The organism is Actinomadura fulvescens, from assembly GCF_039533225.1.
Taxonomy (GTDB): domain Bacteria; phylum Actinomycetota; class Actinomycetes; order Streptosporangiales; family Streptosporangiaceae; genus Spirillospora; species Spirillospora fulvescens.
The window spans coordinates 1-20,761 of the sequence record NZ_BAAATD010000012.1; the positions used below are offsets into that span (position 1 = coordinate 1).

Genomic DNA, 20,761 nt, shown 5'->3' on the forward strand with positions numbered 1-20,761 from the left:
ACACCCCCAGCAGCGCGGCGATCAGGTCGACGCCACGCTCCATCGCGACCGCCACCACGGCCTCCGGACCCGCCCCACGGGCAAGCAGATGCCGAGCAAGCCGATTCGCACGCGCGTCCAACTCCCGGTACGTGACCTGACGACCGTCACCGACCACCGCCACCGCATCCGGAGTCAGCGCCACCTGCGCCTCGAACAACTCCGGCAACGTCAACGACGCGACCTCCACCGACGTGTCGTTCCACTCGGTCAGCATCCGGTGGCGTTCGGCCGGGTCCAGTGTCTCCACTGTGCTCACCCGTGCCTCGGGATTCCCGACCAGCTGCGACAGCATCCGCATCCAGGCGCCCGCGAAGCGTTCGACCGTCGGCTGGTCGAAGAGATCGGCGGCAGCGGTCACCGTGCCGCGCACCCCCGCCGGCGCGCCTTCGACGTCGAAGACCTCGCTGACGATCATCTCCAAATCGAACTTGGCCGTGGGTTCGCCCACCGGAAGGCCGGAGGCCTGGACGCCCGGCAGGGTCAGTTCCGCCGAGCCCGTGTTCAGCAGGGTCAGCAGCACCTGGAACAGCGGATGCCGCCCCAGCGAACGGGCCGGATCCAGTTCCTCCACCAGCCGCTCGAACGGCACGTCCTGATGCGCGAACGCGCCGAGGCTCGTCTCGCGGACCCGGGCCAGCAGCTCGGCGAACGTCGGGTCCCCGGCCAGATCGGTCCGGATCACCAGCGTGTTCACGAAGAAGCCGACCAGGTCGTCGAGCGCCTCGTCCAGCCGCCCCGCCACCGTCGAACCGATCGGCACGTCGCGACCGGCGCCGAGCCGCGACAGGGTCACCGCGAGCGCCGCCTGCAGCACCATGAACACCGTCACGCCCTCGGCACGCGCCACCTCGCACAGCCGGGCATGCACCGCGGCCGGCACCTCCAACGGCAGCCGGTGGCCGCGGTACGAGGCCACCGCCGGACGCGGGTGGTCTAAGGGAAGACCCAGTTCCGCCGTGACGCCCGCCAATGCGTTGCGCCAGTACGCCACCTGGCGTGCCAGCACGCTGTCCGGCTCGTCCTCGTCCCCGAGCAGCTTCCGCTGCCAGATCGCGTAGTCGGCGTACTGCACCGGCAACGGCGACCACTCCGGCATCTCACCTTCACAACGCGCGGCGTAGGCAGCCGACACGTCACGGCCCAGCGGCGCCAATGACCACCCATCGCTGGCGATGTGATGGACCAGGACGACGAGGGCGTGCTCGTTCGGTCCCGCCGCGAAGAGCCACGCCCTCAACGGAATCTCGGCCGCCAGGTCGAAGGTCCCCCGTACGGCATCGGCCACGGCGGCCCGCAACCCCTCCGGGGCCACATCGGCGAGGATCAGCTCGAATCCTGTCTCGTCCACCTCAAGGACCCGCTGGTAGGGCTCGCCGCCGGCCGCCGGGAACACCGTCCGCAGCACCTCGTGCCGCTCCAGCACGTCCCGCAGGGCGGCCTGGAGCGCCCCGCGATCCAGTTCACCCGTCAGCCGCAGCACCACCGGGCTGTTGTAGGTCGTGCTCGGGCCTTCCAGCTGGGCCAGGAACCACAACCGCCGCTGCGCGAACGACAACGGCACACGAGCCGGACGTTCCACCGGCACCAGCGCCGAACGCGCCGAGCCCGCCCCGTCCAGCCGAGCCGCCAACGCCTCCACCGTCGGCGCCTCGAACAGCGCCCGGAGCGGCACCTCGACCCCGAAGACCGTGCGCACCCGGCTGACCAGCCGGGTCGCCAGCAGCGAATGCCCGCCGAGCGCGAAGAAGTCGTCCTCGGCACCGACGGCGTCGAGGCCGAGCACCTCGGCGAACACCTGGCAAAGGATCTCCTCCCGCGCCGTGGCGGGCGCGCGGCCCTCGCGTCCGGCGTGGTCGGGGGCGGGCAACGCCTTGCGGTCGAGCTTCCCGCTCACGGTGAGCGGCAGCGACTCCAGCGGCACGATCGCCGAAGGCACCATGTAGTGCGGCAGCCGCCCGGCCGCCAGCGCGCGCAACCGTTCGGGCAGGCCGCGACCGTCGTGATCTGGGCGGGCGGGGACGACGTAGGCGACGAGCCGGTCGTCACCGGGCAGGTCCGTCCGGGAGACGACCGCGACCCGCGCCACGTCCGGATCGTCGGCCAGGACCGCCTCGATCTCGGCCGGTTCGACGCGGAAGCCACGGACCTGCACTTGCTCGTCCGAACGGCCCGCGAACACCAGCAGCCCGTCCGCCGTCCACCGCACCCGGTCGCCCGTGCGATACATCCGTTCGCCCGCGCTGCCGAATGGGCACGCCACGAAGCGTTCGGCGGTCAGCTCGGGCCGTCCTGTGTAGCCGCGCGCCACTCCGGGGCCCGCGACGTAGAGCTCTCCGATCACACCCACCGGAACCGGCCGCAGGCCATCGTCCAGCACATAGACGCGGGCGTTGGGGATGGGCGTGCCGATCGGCACGTCGGCTGCGTCGGGCCGGGCTTTCCAGAACGTGGCGTCCACCGTCGTCTCGGTCGGGCCATAGGTATTGAACAACACCCGCCCCCGCGACCACCGCGCCACCAACTCCGGCGAACACGCCTCACCGCCCACCTCAATCACCACACCAGCGGGGATGAGCTCCTCGCGCACACCGGCCAGCACCGCCGGGGGCAACGACACATGCGAGATCTGCTGCCCGACCACGAACCCGGCCAGCTCATCACCCAGCCTGGCCGCATCGGGAACGACCACCAGCGCCGCACCCGACGACAACGCAACCGACCACTCCAAACAGAAATTGTCGAAACCCGCCGACGCGAACTGCGCCACCCGCGAACCCACACCCACCCCAAACCGCCCACGACCCGCCATCGCCGTATTAGCGAAACCGGCCTGCGTAACCACCACACCCTTCGGACGCCCCGTCGACCCCGACGTGTACACCACATAAGCCGGATGGTCGGCCCGCACGGCCGCAGTCCGTTCGGGCTCCTCCTCGGAGCCGGGAGCGTCGACGGCCATGACCGGCCCCGGGAATCCCCGCACGGCGTCCGCTCCGGCCGGGTCCGTGATCACCATGGCGGGCCTCGCGTCCGCCAGGACGAACGCCAGTCGCTCGCCCGGCTGGTTAAGGTCGAGCACCAGGTAGGCGGCGCCGGCCTTCAGCACGCCCAGCACGGCGACCATCAGCTCGGCGCCCCGTTCCAGGGCGACCGCGATCACCGACTCCGGACCGGCGCCCCGGGCGGCCAGCGACCGGGCGAGCCGTTCCGCCCGCGCGTCCAGCTCCGCGTACGACAGCTCGACGTCGCCTGCGATCACCGCGACCGCGTCCGGGGTACGGGCGGCCTGGGCCTCGAACAGCTCCACCACCGACACGCCCGGCACGTCCGCCGCGGTGTCGTTCCAGCCGAACAGGACACGTTCGCGCTCGCCCGCGTCAAGGATCCCGACCGCGCCGACGGGAGTGTCCGGTGCCGCCACCACGGCTTCGACCACCCGGGTCAGCCATTCCGCCAACCGGCGGGCCGTGCGCTCGTCGAAGACGTCGGCGGCGACGACGAGCCGTCCCTTCAGCCCGGCCGGGGCCCCGCCGTGATCGAACGTCTCCGTCATCGAGACGTCCAGGTCGAACCTCATCGACGTCGCGTCCGACAACGCCCGCGTCGAGAGTCCTTCGGTTCGCAGGCCGGGCAGCCTGAGCTCGTCCGGGCCGTCGTTGCGGACGGTCAGCATCACCTGGAACAACGGATGCCGCGCCAGCGAACGCGCCGGGGCCAGCTCCTCCACCAGCCGCTCGAACGGCACCTCCTGGTTCTCGAAGGCGCCGAGTCCCGTCTCCCGCACCCGGTCGAGAAGCTGCGCGAACGTCGGGTCCCCGGCCAGGTCGACGCGCATGACCAGGGTGTTGACGAAGAAGCCGACCAGGTCGTCCAGCGCCTCGTCCAGGCGTCCGGCGACCACGGTGCCGATCGGGACGTCGGTGCCCGCGCCCGCGCGCGACAGCGTCAGGCCGAGCGCCGCCTGCAGCACCATGAACACCGTGACCCGGTGTTCCCTGGCCACCTCGGTCAGCCGGGCGTGCGCCTCGGCCGAGAGCTCCAGGGGAACGGCGTGCCCGCGATCGGAGGCGACCGCCGGGCGGGGCCGGTCGAATGGCAACGCCAGTTCCTCCGGCACCTCCGCCAGCGCCTCGCGCCAGTACGCCACCTGACGTGCCAGCACGCTTTCCGGGTCGTCCGCCTCGCCCAGTAGCTCCCGCTGCCACAGGGCGTAGTCGGCGTACTGCACCGGAAGCGGCGTCCAGTCGGGCGCACGGCCTTCGCACCGCGCCGCGTACGCCGCCGCCACGTCCCGGGCCAGCGGCTTCAACGACCAGCCGTCACCGGCGATGTGATGGACCACCAGAAGGATCACGTGCTCGCGCGGCCCGACCGCGAAGAGCCGCGCACGCAGCGGGATCTCCGCGCCGAGGTCGAACGGCAGCCTTGTCGCCGCAGGCAACGCCTCGGCCAGCTCGGCCTGGGACACCTCCACCACCGGCAGCTCGAAGCCGGACTCGGCCGGTTCGAGGATCCGCTGGTACGGCTCGCCGTCGACCGCCGGGAACGTCGTCCGCAGTACCTCGTGGCGTCCGAGCACGTCGCGGAGCGCCTCGTCGAGCGCACGGCGGTCCAGGTCGCCGGTCAGCCGCAGCGCCATCGACAGGTTGTAGGCCGCGCTCGGCCCCTCCATCTGCGCCAGGAACCACAACCGTCGCTGAGCGAACGAGAGCGGGGTCATCGGGACTCCTCCTGTCGGCGCATCGGGCGCAGTACGGGTCTGGCTCTTTCCGCCGGCCCGCCGTGGTCGGCGAGCCAGGAGGCCAGGGCGGCGGGCGTGGGGGTGGCGAACAGGCGCCGCATCGGCAGCTCGACGCCCAGCGCCGACCGCACCCGGCTCACCAGCCGGGTGGCCATCAGCGAATGCCCGCCCAGGACGAAGAAGTCATCGTCGACGTTGACCGAGGGCAACCCGAGCAGCTGCGCGAAGGCACCGCAGAGCACCTTCTCCTGCTCTGTCTCGGGAGGCCGGCCCTTGCCGGCGAGCCCGGCGCCGTCCGGGCCGGGCAGCCCGGGGCGGTCGAGCTTGCCGTTCGGGTTCAGCGGGAACGTGTCCAGGACGACGATGGCCGCGGGCACCATGTAGTGCGGAAGGCGCTCGACCGCGAATCGTCGCAGCCCTTCCCGCAGGTCGCCGTCGTCCTGCCCGTCGTGTCCGTCCTGTCCGTGCGGAACGACGTAGGCGGCCAGGCGCGTCTCACCGGGAACGTCCTCGCGGGCGATCACCGCGACCTGGGCGACTCCGGGATGACCGGCCAGGACCGCCCGGACCTCGTCCGGCTCGATCCGGAAGCCACGGATCTTCACCTGCTCGTCGGCCCGTCCGGCGTAGTCCAGCTGGCCGTCGGCCGTGCGGCGCACCAGGTCGCCGGTCCGGTACATCCGGCTTCCCGGGCCGCCGAACGGGCAGGCCACGAACCGTTCGGCGGTCAGCCCGGGCCGGCCGACATAGCCACGGGCCAGGCCGTCCCCGGCCACGTACAGCTCGCCGACCACACCCACCGGCACCGGCGCCAATCCGCCGTCCAGCACGAAGACCCGCGTGTTGGCGATCGGCCCGCCGATGCCCGCGCCGTCGCCGGGCCGGAGCGGGGCCGACATCGTGGCGCACACCGTGGTCTCCGTCGGCCCGTAGGCGTTGACCAGCCGCCGGCCGGGCGCCCACCGCGCGACCAGGCCGGAGCTCAACGCCTCGCCCGCCGACGTCAGCGACACCACCGATGCCAGATCACGCGGCTCCAGCGTCGCCAGGACCGCGGGCGGCAACGTCGCGTGCGTGACCCGGTGCCGTGCCACGACCTCGGCCAGCCCGGCACCCGGCAGCAACCGCGCCGGGTCGGCCAGCACCAGCCGGGCACCGCATGACAGCGTCACCAGGATCTCGGAGATCGCCGCGTCGAAGCCCGCCGAGGCGAACTGCAGCACCCGGGCGGACCCGTCCACCGCGAAGCGTTCGGCCTGGGCCGCCACGAGGCTCGCCAGCCCCGCGTGCGGCACCGCCACGCCCTTCGGACGCCCCGTCGACCCCGACGTGTAGATCACGTACGCGGTCTGCCCGAGCGCCACCGGCGCCTCCGGCATGGCCGGGAGCATGTCCGCGAGCCACACATCGTCCGGGTCCAGGACGAGGACGCCGGGCGGAGCGCCGGCCGTTCCGTCCCGTGTGATCACTGCCTGCGCGCCGCTGTCGGCGAGCATGAACTCCAGTCGACCGGCCGGCTGGCCGGGGTCGAGCGGCAGGTACGCCGCGCCCGCCTTCCACACTCCCAGCAGCACGGTGATCGACTCGATGCCGCGCGGCAGGCGCACTCCGACGATCGACTCGGCTCCGATGCCGTGGCCGCGCAGCCAGTGCGCCAGCCGGTCCGTCACGGCGTCCAGCTCGGCGTAGGTGAGCCGGACATCGCCGTGTTCGACCGCGACCGCGTCCGGGGTGCGCGCCGCCTGGGCCGCGACCAGCTCGGCCGCCGAGGCGCGCACGACCGGGACGCCGGTGTCATTCCACTCCCGGACGAGGCGATCGTGCTCGGCCTTGCCGAGGATCTCCACGGCCGACAGCCGGGCCGCCGGTTCCTTCTCCAGCGCCGTCACCAGGTTGCCGACGCAGGTGTGGAACAGCCCGCACACCGCCTCCGGGTCCACGGCCGGCACCGCGTCGACGGTCAACCGGAATCCCGTCCCGGTGTCGTCCACGGCCACGACCAGCGGGTAGTTGGTGCGCTCCCGGGTGAGCAGCAGGCTCACGCCCTCGGGCGCCGCGCCACCGGCCCGGTCCGCCACGTGGTTGTGGCGGTAGTTGAACAGGGAGGTGAACAGCGGAGCCCCGCCCGGGACCCGCGCCGCCCGCTGCGCGAGCGCGAGCGGCGCGTGCTCGTGGACGAGCAGTTCCGCGAGCTGGCTCCGGAGGCCGTCGAGCGCCGCGCCGACACCGGCTCCGGCGACGAGGACCCGGACCGGCAGCGTGTTGATGAACGGTCCCTGGACCCGGTCGGCGCCCGCCCCGGCGTTCATGCGCCCGAACAACACCGTCCCGAACACGACGTCGTCACGGCCGCTCACCGAGGCCAGAACGCGGGCCCACGCCAGATGAAAGATGGTCGCCGCGCTGACACCCAGCGCACGGGCGGTCTCCCGTACGCGGGCGCCGATCTCGTCGTCGACGGGCACCTGGGCGCGCTCGACGTCGCCGCCGTCTCCATGGACGTTCAGCAATCCGTAGGGGGCCGTGGTCTCCTCCACATCGCCGAGCAGACCGGCGAAGTGGCGTTCGTGCTCCTCACGCGGCACCCCGAGCCGCGCCTGGCCCACGAAGGTCCGGAACGGCAGCGGCTCGGGCAGCGTCGCCTCCCGGCCCGCGAGGATCGCCTCCAGTTCCTTGAGCAGCGATTCCTGGGTGGTGTGGTCGCGGACCATCTGGTGGATGCGGACGAGGCCCAGCCATCGGCCGGTGCCCGGCTCGGAGGCCACGTGCACGTCGAGGAGCGGAGCACCCGACAGCTCCATCCGCGCGCCGCCCGCCGCGATCAGCTGCTCCACGGCGTCGGAGCCGCCGGGGTCGAGGGCGACCTCCCGGACGGGCAGCGTCGCCCGCCGGGTCACGACCTGGACCGGCTCGCGCAGCCCCTCCCACACGATCGCCGTGCGGTAGATGTCGTGGCGGTCGACCACCTGCTGCAGGGCCTTGAGGAACGCGTCGAGGCGCTCGCGCGAGTCGAATCCGAGCGCGACCGGCAGGACGTAGGCGTCCCGGCTGCCTTCGGCGGCCATCAGGTGGTGGAAGAAGATACCTTCCTGGAGCGGAGCGAGCGGGTAGACGTCCGCGATGTTGGCGGCGCCACCGTCAACGGCCGCCACCAGGCGCTCGATCTCCTCCCGAGAGAGGTCGACCAGAGTCAGCATCTCCGGGGTGATCTCTACCGCGTCGGCCGGGATGCGGTTGGGTGGCACGACGACCTCGGCCGGTCCCGCCGTCGCCGCCAGGCCCGCAGGTGTCGGAGTCTGGAACAGCGCCCGTACCGACACGCCCACACCACGGCGGCGCAGCAGCTCCACCAGCCTCACCGCCAGCAGCGAGTGGCCGCCGAGCATGAAGAAGTCGTCATCGACCCCGACGCCGTCCAAACCGAGGACCTCGGCGAAGGCCCGGCACAGGATCTCTTCCTGCACGCCGACGGGAGCGCGCCCACCGACCTTGGCCGACGCGGCGTAGTCGGGTTCGGGCAGTGCCCGGCGATCCAGCTTGCCGTTGGACGCCAGGGGTAACGCGGCCAAGACGACGACGGCCGAGGGCACCAGGTAGTCGGGCAGCCGGGCGGCGGCGAACTCCCGGACCGCCACGTCCAGCCCGTCATCAGCGTCTTCGGAGGCCGGAACGACATAGGCGACCAGGCGCCTGTCCCCCGGGCCGTCCTCGCGCGCCATGACGGCCAGCTGTGCGATCTGCGGATGCGCGGTCAGCAGCGCCTCGACCTCGCCCGGCTCGACGCGGAACCCCCGGATCTTCACCTGCTCGTCGGCGCGCCCCGCGAACACCAGCTGACCTTCGGCCGTCCACCGCGCCAGGTCCCCGGTGCGATACATCCGCTCGCCTGAAGTCCCGTACGGGCAGGCGACGAACCGTTCCGCCGTGAGCCCTGGCCGTCCCACATACCCGCGCGCCACCTGAGCGCCGGCGACGTACAGCTCACCGGCCACGCCCACCGGCACGGGACGCAAACCATCGTCCAGCACGTACACGCATGTGTTGGCCACCGGCGCGCCCATCGGCACCACACCGGAATCGATCGTCTCGAAAGTCAACGGCGCCGTGAGCACCCCGATCGTCGTCTCGGTCGGCCCGTAGTGGTTGAACACCCGCTGCCCACCGGCCTCAGCCAGCAGCCCGTTCACCAGCTCGGCTGACGCGGCCTCGCCGCCCAGCACCAGCGAACGTCCTGCCACGACGCCGCCCAGCGCCGCTACATGCGACGGCACAGCCTTCACATAATCGATGGCGTGCTCGGCCAGATACGACCGCACCGCGACGGCATCGGTGACCGTGTTCTCCTCCAGGATGTGTAGCTCGCCGCCCGCTGCCAGGCTGGCGAACACGACCGTGTTGCCCAGGTCGGTGACCTGCGCCTGCAACACCGCATACCGACCACCCGACGCACCGAACCCCACCCGCTCCGGAACCGTGGCCACATAATTGGCCAGACCCCGGTGCGTGACAGCGACACCCTTCGGACGACCCGTCGAACCCGACGTGTAGATCACATACGCGACCTGATCCGGCGCGAGACCTGTCTCAGGCGCGGTCTCGGGCTGCATCTGAAGCTGCATCGCCGTCAACCGATCGTCCAACGCCACCAAGCGATGACGCCCAACCGGCAGATCTTCAAGAACTTCCTCACAAGTCAGCGTGAGGACAGCAGCACTGTCAGCCAGGACGAACACGATCCGCTCAGCAGGCTGCTCCGGATCAACCGGCACATACGCAGCCCCCGCCTTCCACACACCCAAAATCGCGGTGACCATCTCCACGCCACGCGGCAGGCACACACCCACCACCGACTCAGAACCCACACCCTGACCCCGCAACCAGTGAGCGAGCCGATTGGCCCGCGCATCCAGCTCCGTGTATGAGGCCCGAACATCACCGGCCACCACAGCCACCGCATCCGGCGTCCGCTCCGACTGCACCGCGAACATCTCCGGCACGGTTCCGGCCGCCACCTCGATCGCGGTGTCGTTCCAGTCGACCAGCACCTTCCGGCGTTCATCCGGATCGAGCAGGCTCACCGTGCTCGGCCGCAGCGACGGGTCGTCCAGGACCGCTGTCAGGACCCGGACGAGACCGCTCGCCAGCCGCTCGGCCGTGGACTCCTCGAACAGATCGGCCGCCACCGTGACCGAGCCGCGCACGCCCAGCGGCGCCCCGTCGACCGCGAAGGTCTCCTCCACCATCACGTCAAGGTCGAACTTGGCGGCCGGACGCTCGGTCGGCATTCGCTCGTACGTCAGGCCGGGGAGGCGCGGTACGGCGTCGGCGGTGTCGTGCATTGTCAGGACGACCTGGAAGAGCGGCTGCCGCGCCAGCGAACGGGCCGGAGCCAGCTCCTCGACGAGGCGCTCGAACGGCACGTCCTGGTGCGCGAAGGCGCCGAGGCTCGTCTCGCGCACCCGGGCGAGCAGTTCGGCGAACGTCGGGTCTCCGGCCAAATCGTTCCGGATGACCAGCGTGTTGACGAAGCAGCCGACCAGGTCGCTCAGTGCCTCGTCCAGACGGCCCGCGATCGCCGAGCCGATCGGGATGTCGTCGCCCGCGCCCAGCCGGTTCAGCAGTACGGCCGTGGCCGCCTGCATGACCATGAACGTCGTCACGCCTTCGGAGCGGGCCAGCTCCCGGAGGCGGGCGTGCGACTCGGGAGGCAGTTCGAGCGGGATCTGGTGCCCCTTGCGCGAGGCGACCTGCGGCCTCGGCCTGTCGAACGGCAGGGCCAGTTCATCGGGCGACCCGGCGAGCGCCTCGCGCCAGTACGCGATCTGGCGCGACACCATGCTGGCGGGGTCGTCGCCATCGCCCAGCAGCTCCCGCTGCCACAACGCGTAGTCCGCATACTGCACCGGGAGCGGCGTCCACTCCGGCTCGCGTCCGTCGATGCGCGCCGCGTACGCCACGGATACGTCCCGTGCCAGCGGGCCCATCGACCACCCGTCACCGGCGATGTGGTTCAGCACCAGGACGAGAACGTGCTCGTCCGGACGCACCCTGAACAACCATGCCTTGATCGGCGCTTCAACGGAGTAGTCGAAGGCGTGCCCGCTCGCCGCCGCCATCGATTCCGGCAGTTGCTCGGGAGTCACCTGCGCCACGGGGAGTTCGAGCCCGATCTCGTCCACCCCGAGGACCTGCTGGTAGGGCTCGCCGCCGGCGACGGGGAACACCGTCCGCAGAACCTCGTGGCGGGCGACCACGTCCCGCAGCGCCCCTTCGAGCGCCCGCCGGTCCAAGTCGCCGGTGAGCCTGAGCGCAATAGGGCTGTTGTAGGTGGTGCTCGGCCCTTCGAGCTGGCCGATGAACCACAGCCGCCGCTGTGCGTACGACAGTGGCACCCGGTCTGGGCGCCGTAAGGGCGCCAGGGCGGGCCGCGCAACGCCTGCGTCGGTCATGCGCGCGGCCAGACCGGCGACCGTCGGCGCCTCGAACAGTGCCCTGATCTCGACTTCCGCACCGAGCACGGCGCGTACCCGGCTGACCAGCCGTGTCGCCAGCAGCGAATGCCCGCCCAGGAGGAAGAAGTCATCGTCGACGCTGACTCTGTCCAGTCCCAGCACCTCGGCGAACACCTGGCAGAGAATCTCTTCTCGCAGGCTCACCGGTGCCCGCCCCGCTCCGCCGCCCGCCGCAGCGTAGTCGGGGGCGGGCAGCGCCTTGCGGTCGAGCTTGCCGTTGGACGCCAACGGCAGACTCTCCAGAACGACGATCGCCGAGGGCACCATGTGACCGGGAAGCCGGACGGCGGCGAAATCACCGAGTGCGGTGGCCAGCCCTGCCGAATCAGTGCCCGCGACAGGGACGACATAGGCGACTAGGCGTTTGTCGCCGGGGATGTCCTCGCGGGCAACGACAGCGGCCTGGGCGACCTGCGGGTGAGTGACGAGCGCGGCTTCGACCTCGCCGGGTTCGACGCGGAACCCGCGAATCTTCACCTGGTCGTCAGCCCGGCCAAGGAACGCCAGCCGGCCGTCAGCGGTCCACCGAACCAGATCCCCGGTGCGATACATCCGCTCGCCCGAAGAGCCGTACGGGCAGGCCACGAACCGTTCAGCCGTCAACCCCGCCCGGCCGACATAGCCGCGCGCCAACTGAGCTCCGGCGACGTACAGCTCACCGGCCACCCCGATGGCGACCGGCTGCAACCGATCGTCCAGCACATACAGCCGGGTATTGGCGACCGGGGCACCGATCGGCACCGACCCTGAAGCCACCAGCTCCGGCGTCAACCGCGTCGTGGCCACACCAATCGTCGCCTCCGTCGGCCCGTAGTGGTTGAACACCTCCTGCCCGCCAGCCGACAACAGCTCGGTGACCAGCTCTGCCGATGCCGCCTCGCCGCCCAGCACCAGCGAACGGCCCGCCACCACACCACCCAGGGCGGCTACGTGCGAGGGCACGGCCTTCACATAATCGATGGCGTGCTCGGCCAGATACGACCGCACCGCGACCGCGTCGGTGACCATGTCCTCGCCCAGGACATGCAGTTCACCGCCCGCTACCAGGCTGGCGAACACCACCGTGTTGCCCAGGTCGGTGACCTGCGCCTGCAACACCGCATACCGACCACCCGACGCGCCGAACCCCACCCGCTCCGGAACCGTGGCCACATAATTGGCCAAGCCCCGGTGCGTGACAGCGACACCCTTCGGACGCCCCGTCGAACCCGACGTGTAGATCACATACGCGACCTGATCCGGCGCAAGGTCCGTCTCGGGCGCAGTCTCGGGCTGCGTCTGAAGCTGCATCGCCGTCAACCGGTCATCCAACGCCACCAGGCGATGGCGTCCGACCGGCAGATCTTCGAGGACTTCCTCAGAGGTCAGCGTGAGGATCGCGGCGCTGTCGGCCAGGACGAACACAATCCGCTCAGCGGGCTGCTCCGGATCGACCGGGACATACGTTGCCCCCGCCTTCCACACACCCAAAATCGCAGTGATCACCTCGACGCCGCGCGGCAGGCACACGCCCACCACCGACTCCGCACCGACCCCTTGGCTCCGCAGCCAGTGAGCGAGCCGATTGGCTCGCGCATCCAAGTCCGCGTAGGACACGTGCACATCACCGGCCACCACGGCCACCGCATCGGGTGTCGAGGCAGCCTGCCGCTCGAACCGTTCCGCGATCGTCGCGTGCAGCACCTCAACGGCGGTGTCGTTCCACTCCGTCAGGACCCTGCGGCGCTGGGCGTCGCCCAGCGCGTCCGTTTCGCTCACGCGAAGCGACGGATCGTCGACCAGGTCAGCCAGGACCCGGCGGAACGCGTCGGCGAGGCGCTCGACCGACGCGGGCTCGAACAGGTCAAGGGCTCCGGTCACCAGGCCGCTGATGCCCGCGGGGGCGCCGTCGTCGTCGAACACCTCGCCCACCAGCACGTCGAGGTCGAACTTTACGACGGGCTTGCCGAAGAACAACGACCGGGACTCGATCCCGGGGAGGGACAGGGTCGTCGGAGCGCTTTCCAGCTCCGGTGAGGCGTTGAGTTTGGTGAGGACGACCTGGAACAGCGGATGCCGCGCCAGCGAACGAGCCGGAGCCAGCTCCTCCACCAATCGCTCGAACGGCACGTCCTGATGCGCGTACGCACCCAGACTCGCCTCACGCACCCGACCCAGCAACTCACCGAACGACGGATCACCCGACAAATCACTACGAATCACCAGCGTGTTAACAAAACACCCCACCAACTCATCCAGCGACTCATCCAACCGACCCGCCACCGCCGACCCGATCGGCACATCCACACCCGCACCCAACCGCGACAACGTCACCGCGAGCCCGGCGTGCAGCACCATGAAGACCGTGACACCCTCGGCCCGCGCGACATCTCGCAGCCGCGCGTGGACGTCGGCGGGGATGTCGAGGGCGGCCGAGTGCCCGCGGTGGCCGGCCACCGCCGGGCGGGGCCGGTCGAACGGCAACGCCAGCTCCTCAGGCGCACCCGCTAAAGCACCACGCCAGTAATCCACCTGGCGCGCCATCAGGCTTTGCGGATCGCCGTCATCCCCCAACAGCTCCCGCTGCCACAACGCGTAATCGGCATACTGCACCGGCAACGCAGCCCACCCCGGCACCCGACCCTCAACCCGCGCCGCATACGCCAACGACACATCCCGGCCCAGCGGCCCCATCGACCAGCCGTCGCCCGTGATGTGGTGGACGAGCAGGACCAGCACGTGATCGTCCGGCGCGACGGCGAACAGCCAGGCCTTGATGGGCACTTCGGCCGAGAAGTCGAAGGCGTGTCCGGCGGCCTCGGCGACGGCCTCCGGCAGCCGTTCCGGGAGGACGTCGGCGATCACCGGCTCCCACCCCAGCTCCTCCGGATCGAGCACCCGCTGGTAGGGCTCGCCGTCGGCGACCGGGAACACCGTCCGCAGCGTCTCGTGCCGCCCGATCACATCCCGCAGCGCCTCGCCCAGCGCCCGCCGGTCCAGTGCGCCGGTCAGCCGCAGGACGACGGGGCTGTTGTAGGTGGCGCTCGGGCCTTCGAGCTGGCCGAGGAACCACAACCGCCGCTGCGCGTACGACAGCGGCACCCGTTCGGGACGCCGCATCGGCGCCAGCGCGGGGCGGGTGCTGCCTTCCGCCTCGGTCAGATGAGCCGACAGGCCCGCCACGGTGGGCGTCTCGAACAGCGCGCGGATCTCGACCTCGACTCCCAGCACCGCGCGGATCCGGCTCACCAGCCGCGTGGCGAGCAGCGAGTGGCCGCCCAGCATGAAGAAGTCGTCGTCGAGCCCGACGGTGTCCAGGCCGAGGACCTCGGCGAAGGCCTGGCACAGGATCTCCTCCCGTGCCGTGACCGGTGCACGCCCGCCCGCCGAGGCGACCGCGGCGTAGTCGGGCGCGGGCAGCGCCCGGCGATCGAGCTTGCCGTTCGACGCCAGCGGCAGGCTCTCCAGGACGACGACCGCCGACGGCACCATGTAGTCGGGCAGGCGGCTTCCGGCGAACTCCCGGGCCGTCACGTCGAGCCCGTCGGCGGCGGCGTCCTCAGAGGCGGGGACGACATAGGCGACCAGGCGCCTGTCGTCCGCCATGTCCTCACGTGCCACGACCACGGCCTGGGCCACCTGCGGATGCGCGGTCAGCACGGACTCGATCTCGCCGGGCTCGACGCGGAACCCGCGGACCTTCACCTGCTCGTCGGCCCGGCCCGCGAACACCAGCAGGCCGTCGGCCGTCCACCGGACCAGGTCCCCGGTGCGGTACATCCGTTCTCCCGCGGCCCCGTACGGGCACGCCACGAACCGCTCTCCGGTCAGCCCGGGACGTCCCACGTACCCTCGGGCCAGCTGGTCACCGGCGATGTAGAGCTCGCCGGCGACGCCCGGCGGGACCGGCCGCAGACGAGCGTCCAGGACGTACGTCCGGGTGTTGGCGACGGGGGCGCCGATCGGCACCGTCCCCGAAGCGATCGTCTCGGCCGTCAGCCGCGTGGCGGTGACGCCGATCGTGGTCTCGGTCGGGCCGTAGTGGTTGTAGACCTCGTGCTCACCGGGCTCGGCCAGCAGTCTTTCGACCAGCCCGGCCGATGCCGCCTCGCCGCCCAGCACGAGCGACCGGCCGGGTACGGCGCCTTCCAGCGCGGCGAGATGCGAGGGGACGGCCTTCACGTAGTCGATGCCGTGCTCGGCCAGGTAGTCCCGCACCGCGGCCGCGTCGGTGACCGTGTCCTCGTCCAGGACGTGCAGTTCTCCGCCCGATACCAGGCTGGCGAACACCACGGTGTTGCCCAGGTCGGTGACCTGCGCCTGCAACACCGCATAGCGCCGCCCGGCCGCATCGCCGAACCCCACGCGCCCGGGAACGGACGCCACGTAGTTGGCCAGGCCGCCATGGGTGACGGCGACGCCCTTCGGACGGCCCGTCGACCCCGAGGTGTAGATCACGTACGCCGGTGCGGCGGGCATCAACGTCACCTGGGGCGCCGTGTCCGGCTGCGCCTCCAGGTGCATTCCCATCAGCCGGTCGTCGATCGCGACCCAGCGGTGCCGTCCCGCGGGCAGGTCCTCCAGCACCTCCTCCGCGGTCAGGGTGAGGACCGCTCCGCTGTCGCCCAGCACGAACGTGATCCGTTCGGCGGGCTGCGCGGGGTCGATCGGCACATACGCGGCCCCCGCCTTCCCTACGCCCAGGATCGCGGTGATCATGTCGATGCCGCGCGGCAGGCACACGCCCACCGCCGACTCGGCGCCGACGCCCTGGCTTCGCAGCCAGTGGGCAAGGCGGTTCGCCCGCATGTCCAGTTCCGCGTAGGACACCGCGGCGTCGCCCGCGCGCACGGCGACGCTGTCGGGGGTCCGCGCGACCTGGGCGGCGAACAGCTCCGGTACCGGCACTCGCGGAACGTCGGCCGCGGTGTCGTTCCATCCGGCCAGGATCGTGTGCCGCTCGGCTTCGTCGAGCAGGTCCACCGCGCTGACCGGCACGGACGGGTCCGCCGCCACCGCCGAGAGCACGCGGGTCCAGTACCGCGTGATCCGTTCGGCCGCCGGCTCGTCGAACAGGTCGGCGGCCACTGTCACCGACCCCCGGACGCCCTGCGGCCCGCCCTCGGTGTCGAAGGTCTCCTCGACCATGACGTCCAGGTCGAACTTGGCCGCCGGGCGCGCCGTCGACAGCAGTTCCACGCCGACGCCCGGCAGGTCGAGCCCCGGGACGGAGGTGCCCTGCCCGGTCGGTGCCAGGCTGGTGTTGAGTTTGGTGAGGACGACCTGGAACAGCGGATGCCGCGCCAGCGAACGAGCCGGAGCCAGCTCCTCCACCAATCGCTCGAACGGCACGTCCTGATGCGCGTACGCACCCAGACTCGCCTCACGCACCCGACCCAGCAACTCACCGAACGACGGATCACCCGACAAATCACTACGAATCACCAGCGTGTTAACAAAACACCCCACCAACTCATCCAGCGACTCATCCAACCGACCCGCCACCGCCGACCCGATCGGCACATCCACACCCGCACCCAACCGCGACAACGTCACCGCCAGCGCGGCCTGCAGCACCATGAAGACCGTGACACCCTCGGCCCGCGCCACGTCCTGCAACCGTTCGTGAATCTCGCTCGGCACGGCGAAACCCGTCGTGAAACCGCGATGGCTGGCCACAACGGGGCGGGGCCGGTCGAACGGCAACGCCAGCTCCTCAGGCGCACCCGCCAAAGCACCACGCCAGTAATCCACCTGGCGCGCCACCAAACTCTGCGGATCGCCGTCATCCCCCAACAGCTCCCGCTGCCACAACGCGTAATCGGCATACTGCACCGGCAACGCAGCCCACCCCGGCACCCGACCCTCGACCCGCGCCGCATACGCCAACGACACATCCCGCGCCAGCGGACCCATCGACCAGCCGTCACCGGCGATGTGATGCACCACGATGACGAGCACATGCTCGTCCGGCCCCGCGTCGAGCAGCCATGCCCTGACCGGCGCCTCGGCCGACAGGTCGAAGGTGTGGCGGGCCGCCTGCACCACGGCGGCGGCAAGTTCGGGCGGTCCGTCGTCCTGCTGCGGCAACGGTGCGGACAGATCATCAAGCTGCTGGAGACGGGTGTAGGACTCCGGCGTCGCGACCACGTCGAGGACCGGCAGCTCCCAGGACAGCTCGTCCATGCCCATGACCCGCTGGTAGGGCTCGCCGTCGTCGGCCGGGAAGACCGTGCGCAGCGCCTCGTGGCGTTCGAGCACGTCCCTCAGCGCACCCTCCAGCGCGTCGCGGTCCAGTGCACCGGAGAGGCCGAGGACGATCGGCGCGTTGTAGGTGGGGCTGGAGCCTTCGATCTGCCCGATGAGCCACAGCCGGCGCTGGGCGAACGACAGCGGGACGCGGCCGGGGCGCGGGCGGGTGGTCAGCGGGAGGCGGGCGGTCCCGCCGTCCTCGATCCGGACGGCGAGGGCGGCGACGGTGGGCGCCTCGAACACGTCGGTGATGCGCAGCTCGGCGCCCAGCAGGGCCCTGACCCTGCCGACCAGGCGTGTGGCCTGCAGAGAGTGGCCGCCCAGTTCGAAGAAGTCGTCGTCGACACCGATCCTCGTCACACCGAGGACCTCGGCGAACGCGGCGCACAGGATCTCCTCCCGCACCGTCGCGGGCGCCCGGCCCTCCCCTCCGGTGTACACCGGGGCGGGCAGCGCCTTGCGATCGAGCTTGCCGTTGACTGTGAGAGGCAGCGCGTCCAAGGCCACGACCGCCGAAGGCACCATGTACTCGGGCAGCCGCCTGGCGGCCAGATCCCGGATCTCGGCGCTGAGCCGCGCGGTCCAGGCGACGGGGCTGACGTCGGCGTTGGCGCCGGCCGGGACGACATAGGCGACGAGACGTTCGTCGCGAACGATCACGGACACCCCGGCGACCGCCTCATGGGCGGCCAGCACCGCCTCGATCTCCCCCGGCTCGATCCGGAAGCCTCTGATCTTCACCTGGTCGTCGCCGCGGCCGAGGAACACCAGCTCGCCGTCGGGAGTCCGCCGGGCCAGGTCGCCGGTCCGGTACATCCGCTCGCCCGGTCCCCCGTAGGGGCAGGCCACGAACCGTTCCGACGTCAGCGCCGGCCGCTCCAGGTAGCCGCGGGCGAGCTGGACGCCCGCGATGTACAGGTCTCCTGTGGCACCCGCTGGGACGGGCCGCAGCGAATCGTCGAGAACGTAGGCCCGGGTGTTCCAGACCGGGCGGCCGATCGGGACCACGGCGTCGTCCTGCCCGGCGGGACAGGGCCGGAAGGTCACGTCCACGGCCGTCTCGGTCGGCCCGTACAGGTTGTGCAGCCCCGCCGTCAGCCGCCGGTGGAACTCCGCCACCAGGCCCGCCTGCAACGCCTCGCCGCTGCAGATCACCGTGCGCAGCGACCCGCACCTGCCCGGCGTCACCTCGGGCAGGAACGCACCGAGCATCGAGGGCACGAAGTGCACCGTCGTGATCTTCTCGCGCTCGATCGTCTCGACCAGGTAGGCCGGGTCCTGGTGCCCGCCGGGCCTCGCCATCACGAGCCCGGCACCGGTGATCAGAGGCCAGAAGAACTCCCAGACCGACACGTCGAACCCGGACGGCGTCTTCTGCAGGACCCGGTCGGAGCCGTCCAGGCCGTACTCGTCCTGCATCCACGCCAGCCGGTTCACGATCGCCGCGTGCGACACGACCACGCCCTTGGGACGCCCCGTCGATCCCGACGTGTAGATCACGTACGCCGGATGGCCGGGTGACACCGGCACGCCGAGGTCGGAGCCGTCCCCCGGGACGTCCACGTCCTCGGGCGTGAGCACCAGCACCGGATCGGCGTCCTCCAGCATGAAGGCGATCCGGTCGTCCGGATAGTCGGGGTCGATGGGCACGTAGGCCGCGCCCGCCTTCACCACGGCGAGGATCGCCACCACCAGCTGAATCGACCGCGGGACCAGCAGCGCCACCCGGCTCTCCGGGCCGGCGCCCTGCGCGGCCAGGTGCCGCGCGAGCGCGTTGGCCGCCGCGTTCAGCTCCGCGTAGCTCAGCGTCCGCCCCTCGAACGTGACCGCCGGGGCGTCCGGACGCAGCCTCACCTGTGCCTCGAACAGCTCCGGGACCGTCGAGGGCGGCACGTCCCGCGTCCCGCCGTCCGCCCACGCGCCGAGGACGAGCCGCCGCTCCTCGTCGTCGAGCAGGTCCACGCCGCCGACCAGGTCATCGGGGCCGGCCGTGGCGAACCAGTCCACGATCCTCAGAAGACGCCGGGTGATGCCCTGCGCGTCGGACGGATCGTGGACGTCGACGTTGACGTCGAGGTCGAGCTGGATTCCGGCCTCGCCGGGCCTGTCGTAGACGTCGATGCGCGCGGTGTCGATGGGGCCGGTCGACAGGTTCCGCCCGGTGACCGTGCAGCCGCCGAACATCTCCGGATAGCCGAAGGACATGACGTTGACGTACAGGCCGCACAGGGACGCGCCGTGGACGAGCTTGAGGTCCCTGAGCGCGTCCTCGTAGCGGTAACGCCTGTGCTTGAGCGCCTGCCGGACCGCCGTGCTGGTCTGCCGGACCAGCTCGGCGAGGGTGGTCCGCCGGCCGATCCTGAGCCGGATCGGCAGGATGTTGGCGGTCATGCCGGGCGCGAAGACCTTGCGGTGATCCGGCAGGCCGTTCACCGGAAGGCCGATGACCACGTCCCGCTCGCCCGTGGTGCGGTGCTGGTGCACGGCCGCGGCGGCGATCATCATCCCGGCCAGGTGGGTCTTGAGCTTGCGCGCGGTCGCCTTCAGCCCGGCGGAGGCCTCGGCGCCGAGGGTCTGGCTGTGCCGGGCCAGGGCGGACGGCAGGGGGCGCGCGCCGTTCCCGCGTCCCGCGCCGGTCCCGGTCACGCCCGCGAGGGTCTCGCGCCAGTACGCCCGGTCCGCCTCGATGTCGGGCGAGTGGCGATAGGCGCGTTCGGCCTCCAGGAGCGCCGCCAGCGGCTCCAGTGCCCCGTCGATGTCGGTCCGGCCCTCAAGCAGCTGGACGTAGATGTCGGCGACACGGGTGACGAAGGTCAGGGTGGCGTACCCGTCCATCACCACGTGGTGCGCGCTCTCGTACCACAGATGGTGGTCGGGGCCGAGCTTGAAGACGGCCTCGGTGAAGATCTGGCCATGGGTGAGCGTGGCCGGCGTGCGCACGTCCTCGCGCGTCCACGCGTCGGCCGCCGCCAGCGGATCCGGCTCGGCGCTCACGTCGATGACGTGGATCTCGTAGTCGTACGGGGGCAGGACGTACTGCCTGGGATTCCCGTCGACCATGTGGAAGCGCAGCCGGAACGTGTCGGCCTCGTCCAGGGCACGCCGTAGCGCCGTGACGAAGAGCCCGACGTCGAACGTGCCGCGGATCTCCAGGCTTTCGCCGATGTTGTAGACCGGATTGTCCGGCGCGAACTGCTGAGCCTGCCAGATACCGAGCTGACCTGCCATCAGGTCA

Annotated in this window: 2 protein-coding genes; both read right to left on the reverse strand. The window is 71.2% G+C overall.

Features of this window, described 5'->3' with window-relative positions; all coding sequences use genetic code 11:
• Nucleotides 1-4,762 (reverse strand): amino acid adenylation domain-containing protein (locus tag ABD333_RS35290; protein WP_344546910.1); only part of this gene is annotated, 4,762 nt, incomplete at its 3' end.
• Entirely contained in the window at nt 4,759-20,754 is a 15,996-nt protein-coding gene (locus ABD333_RS35295; protein WP_344546911.1) for an amino acid adenylation domain-containing protein, read from the reverse strand. The genes ABD333_RS35295 and ABD333_RS35290, both read right to left, overlap by 4 nt.
• Between the last annotated feature and the right edge of the window lie 7 nt (nt 20,755-20,761).

Coding starts and splice junctions, on each gene's coding strand:
- ABD333_RS35295 (WP_344546911.1), bottom strand. CDS start 20,754: ATGGCAGGTCAGCTCGGTATCTGGCAGGCTCAGCAGTTCGCGCCGGAC.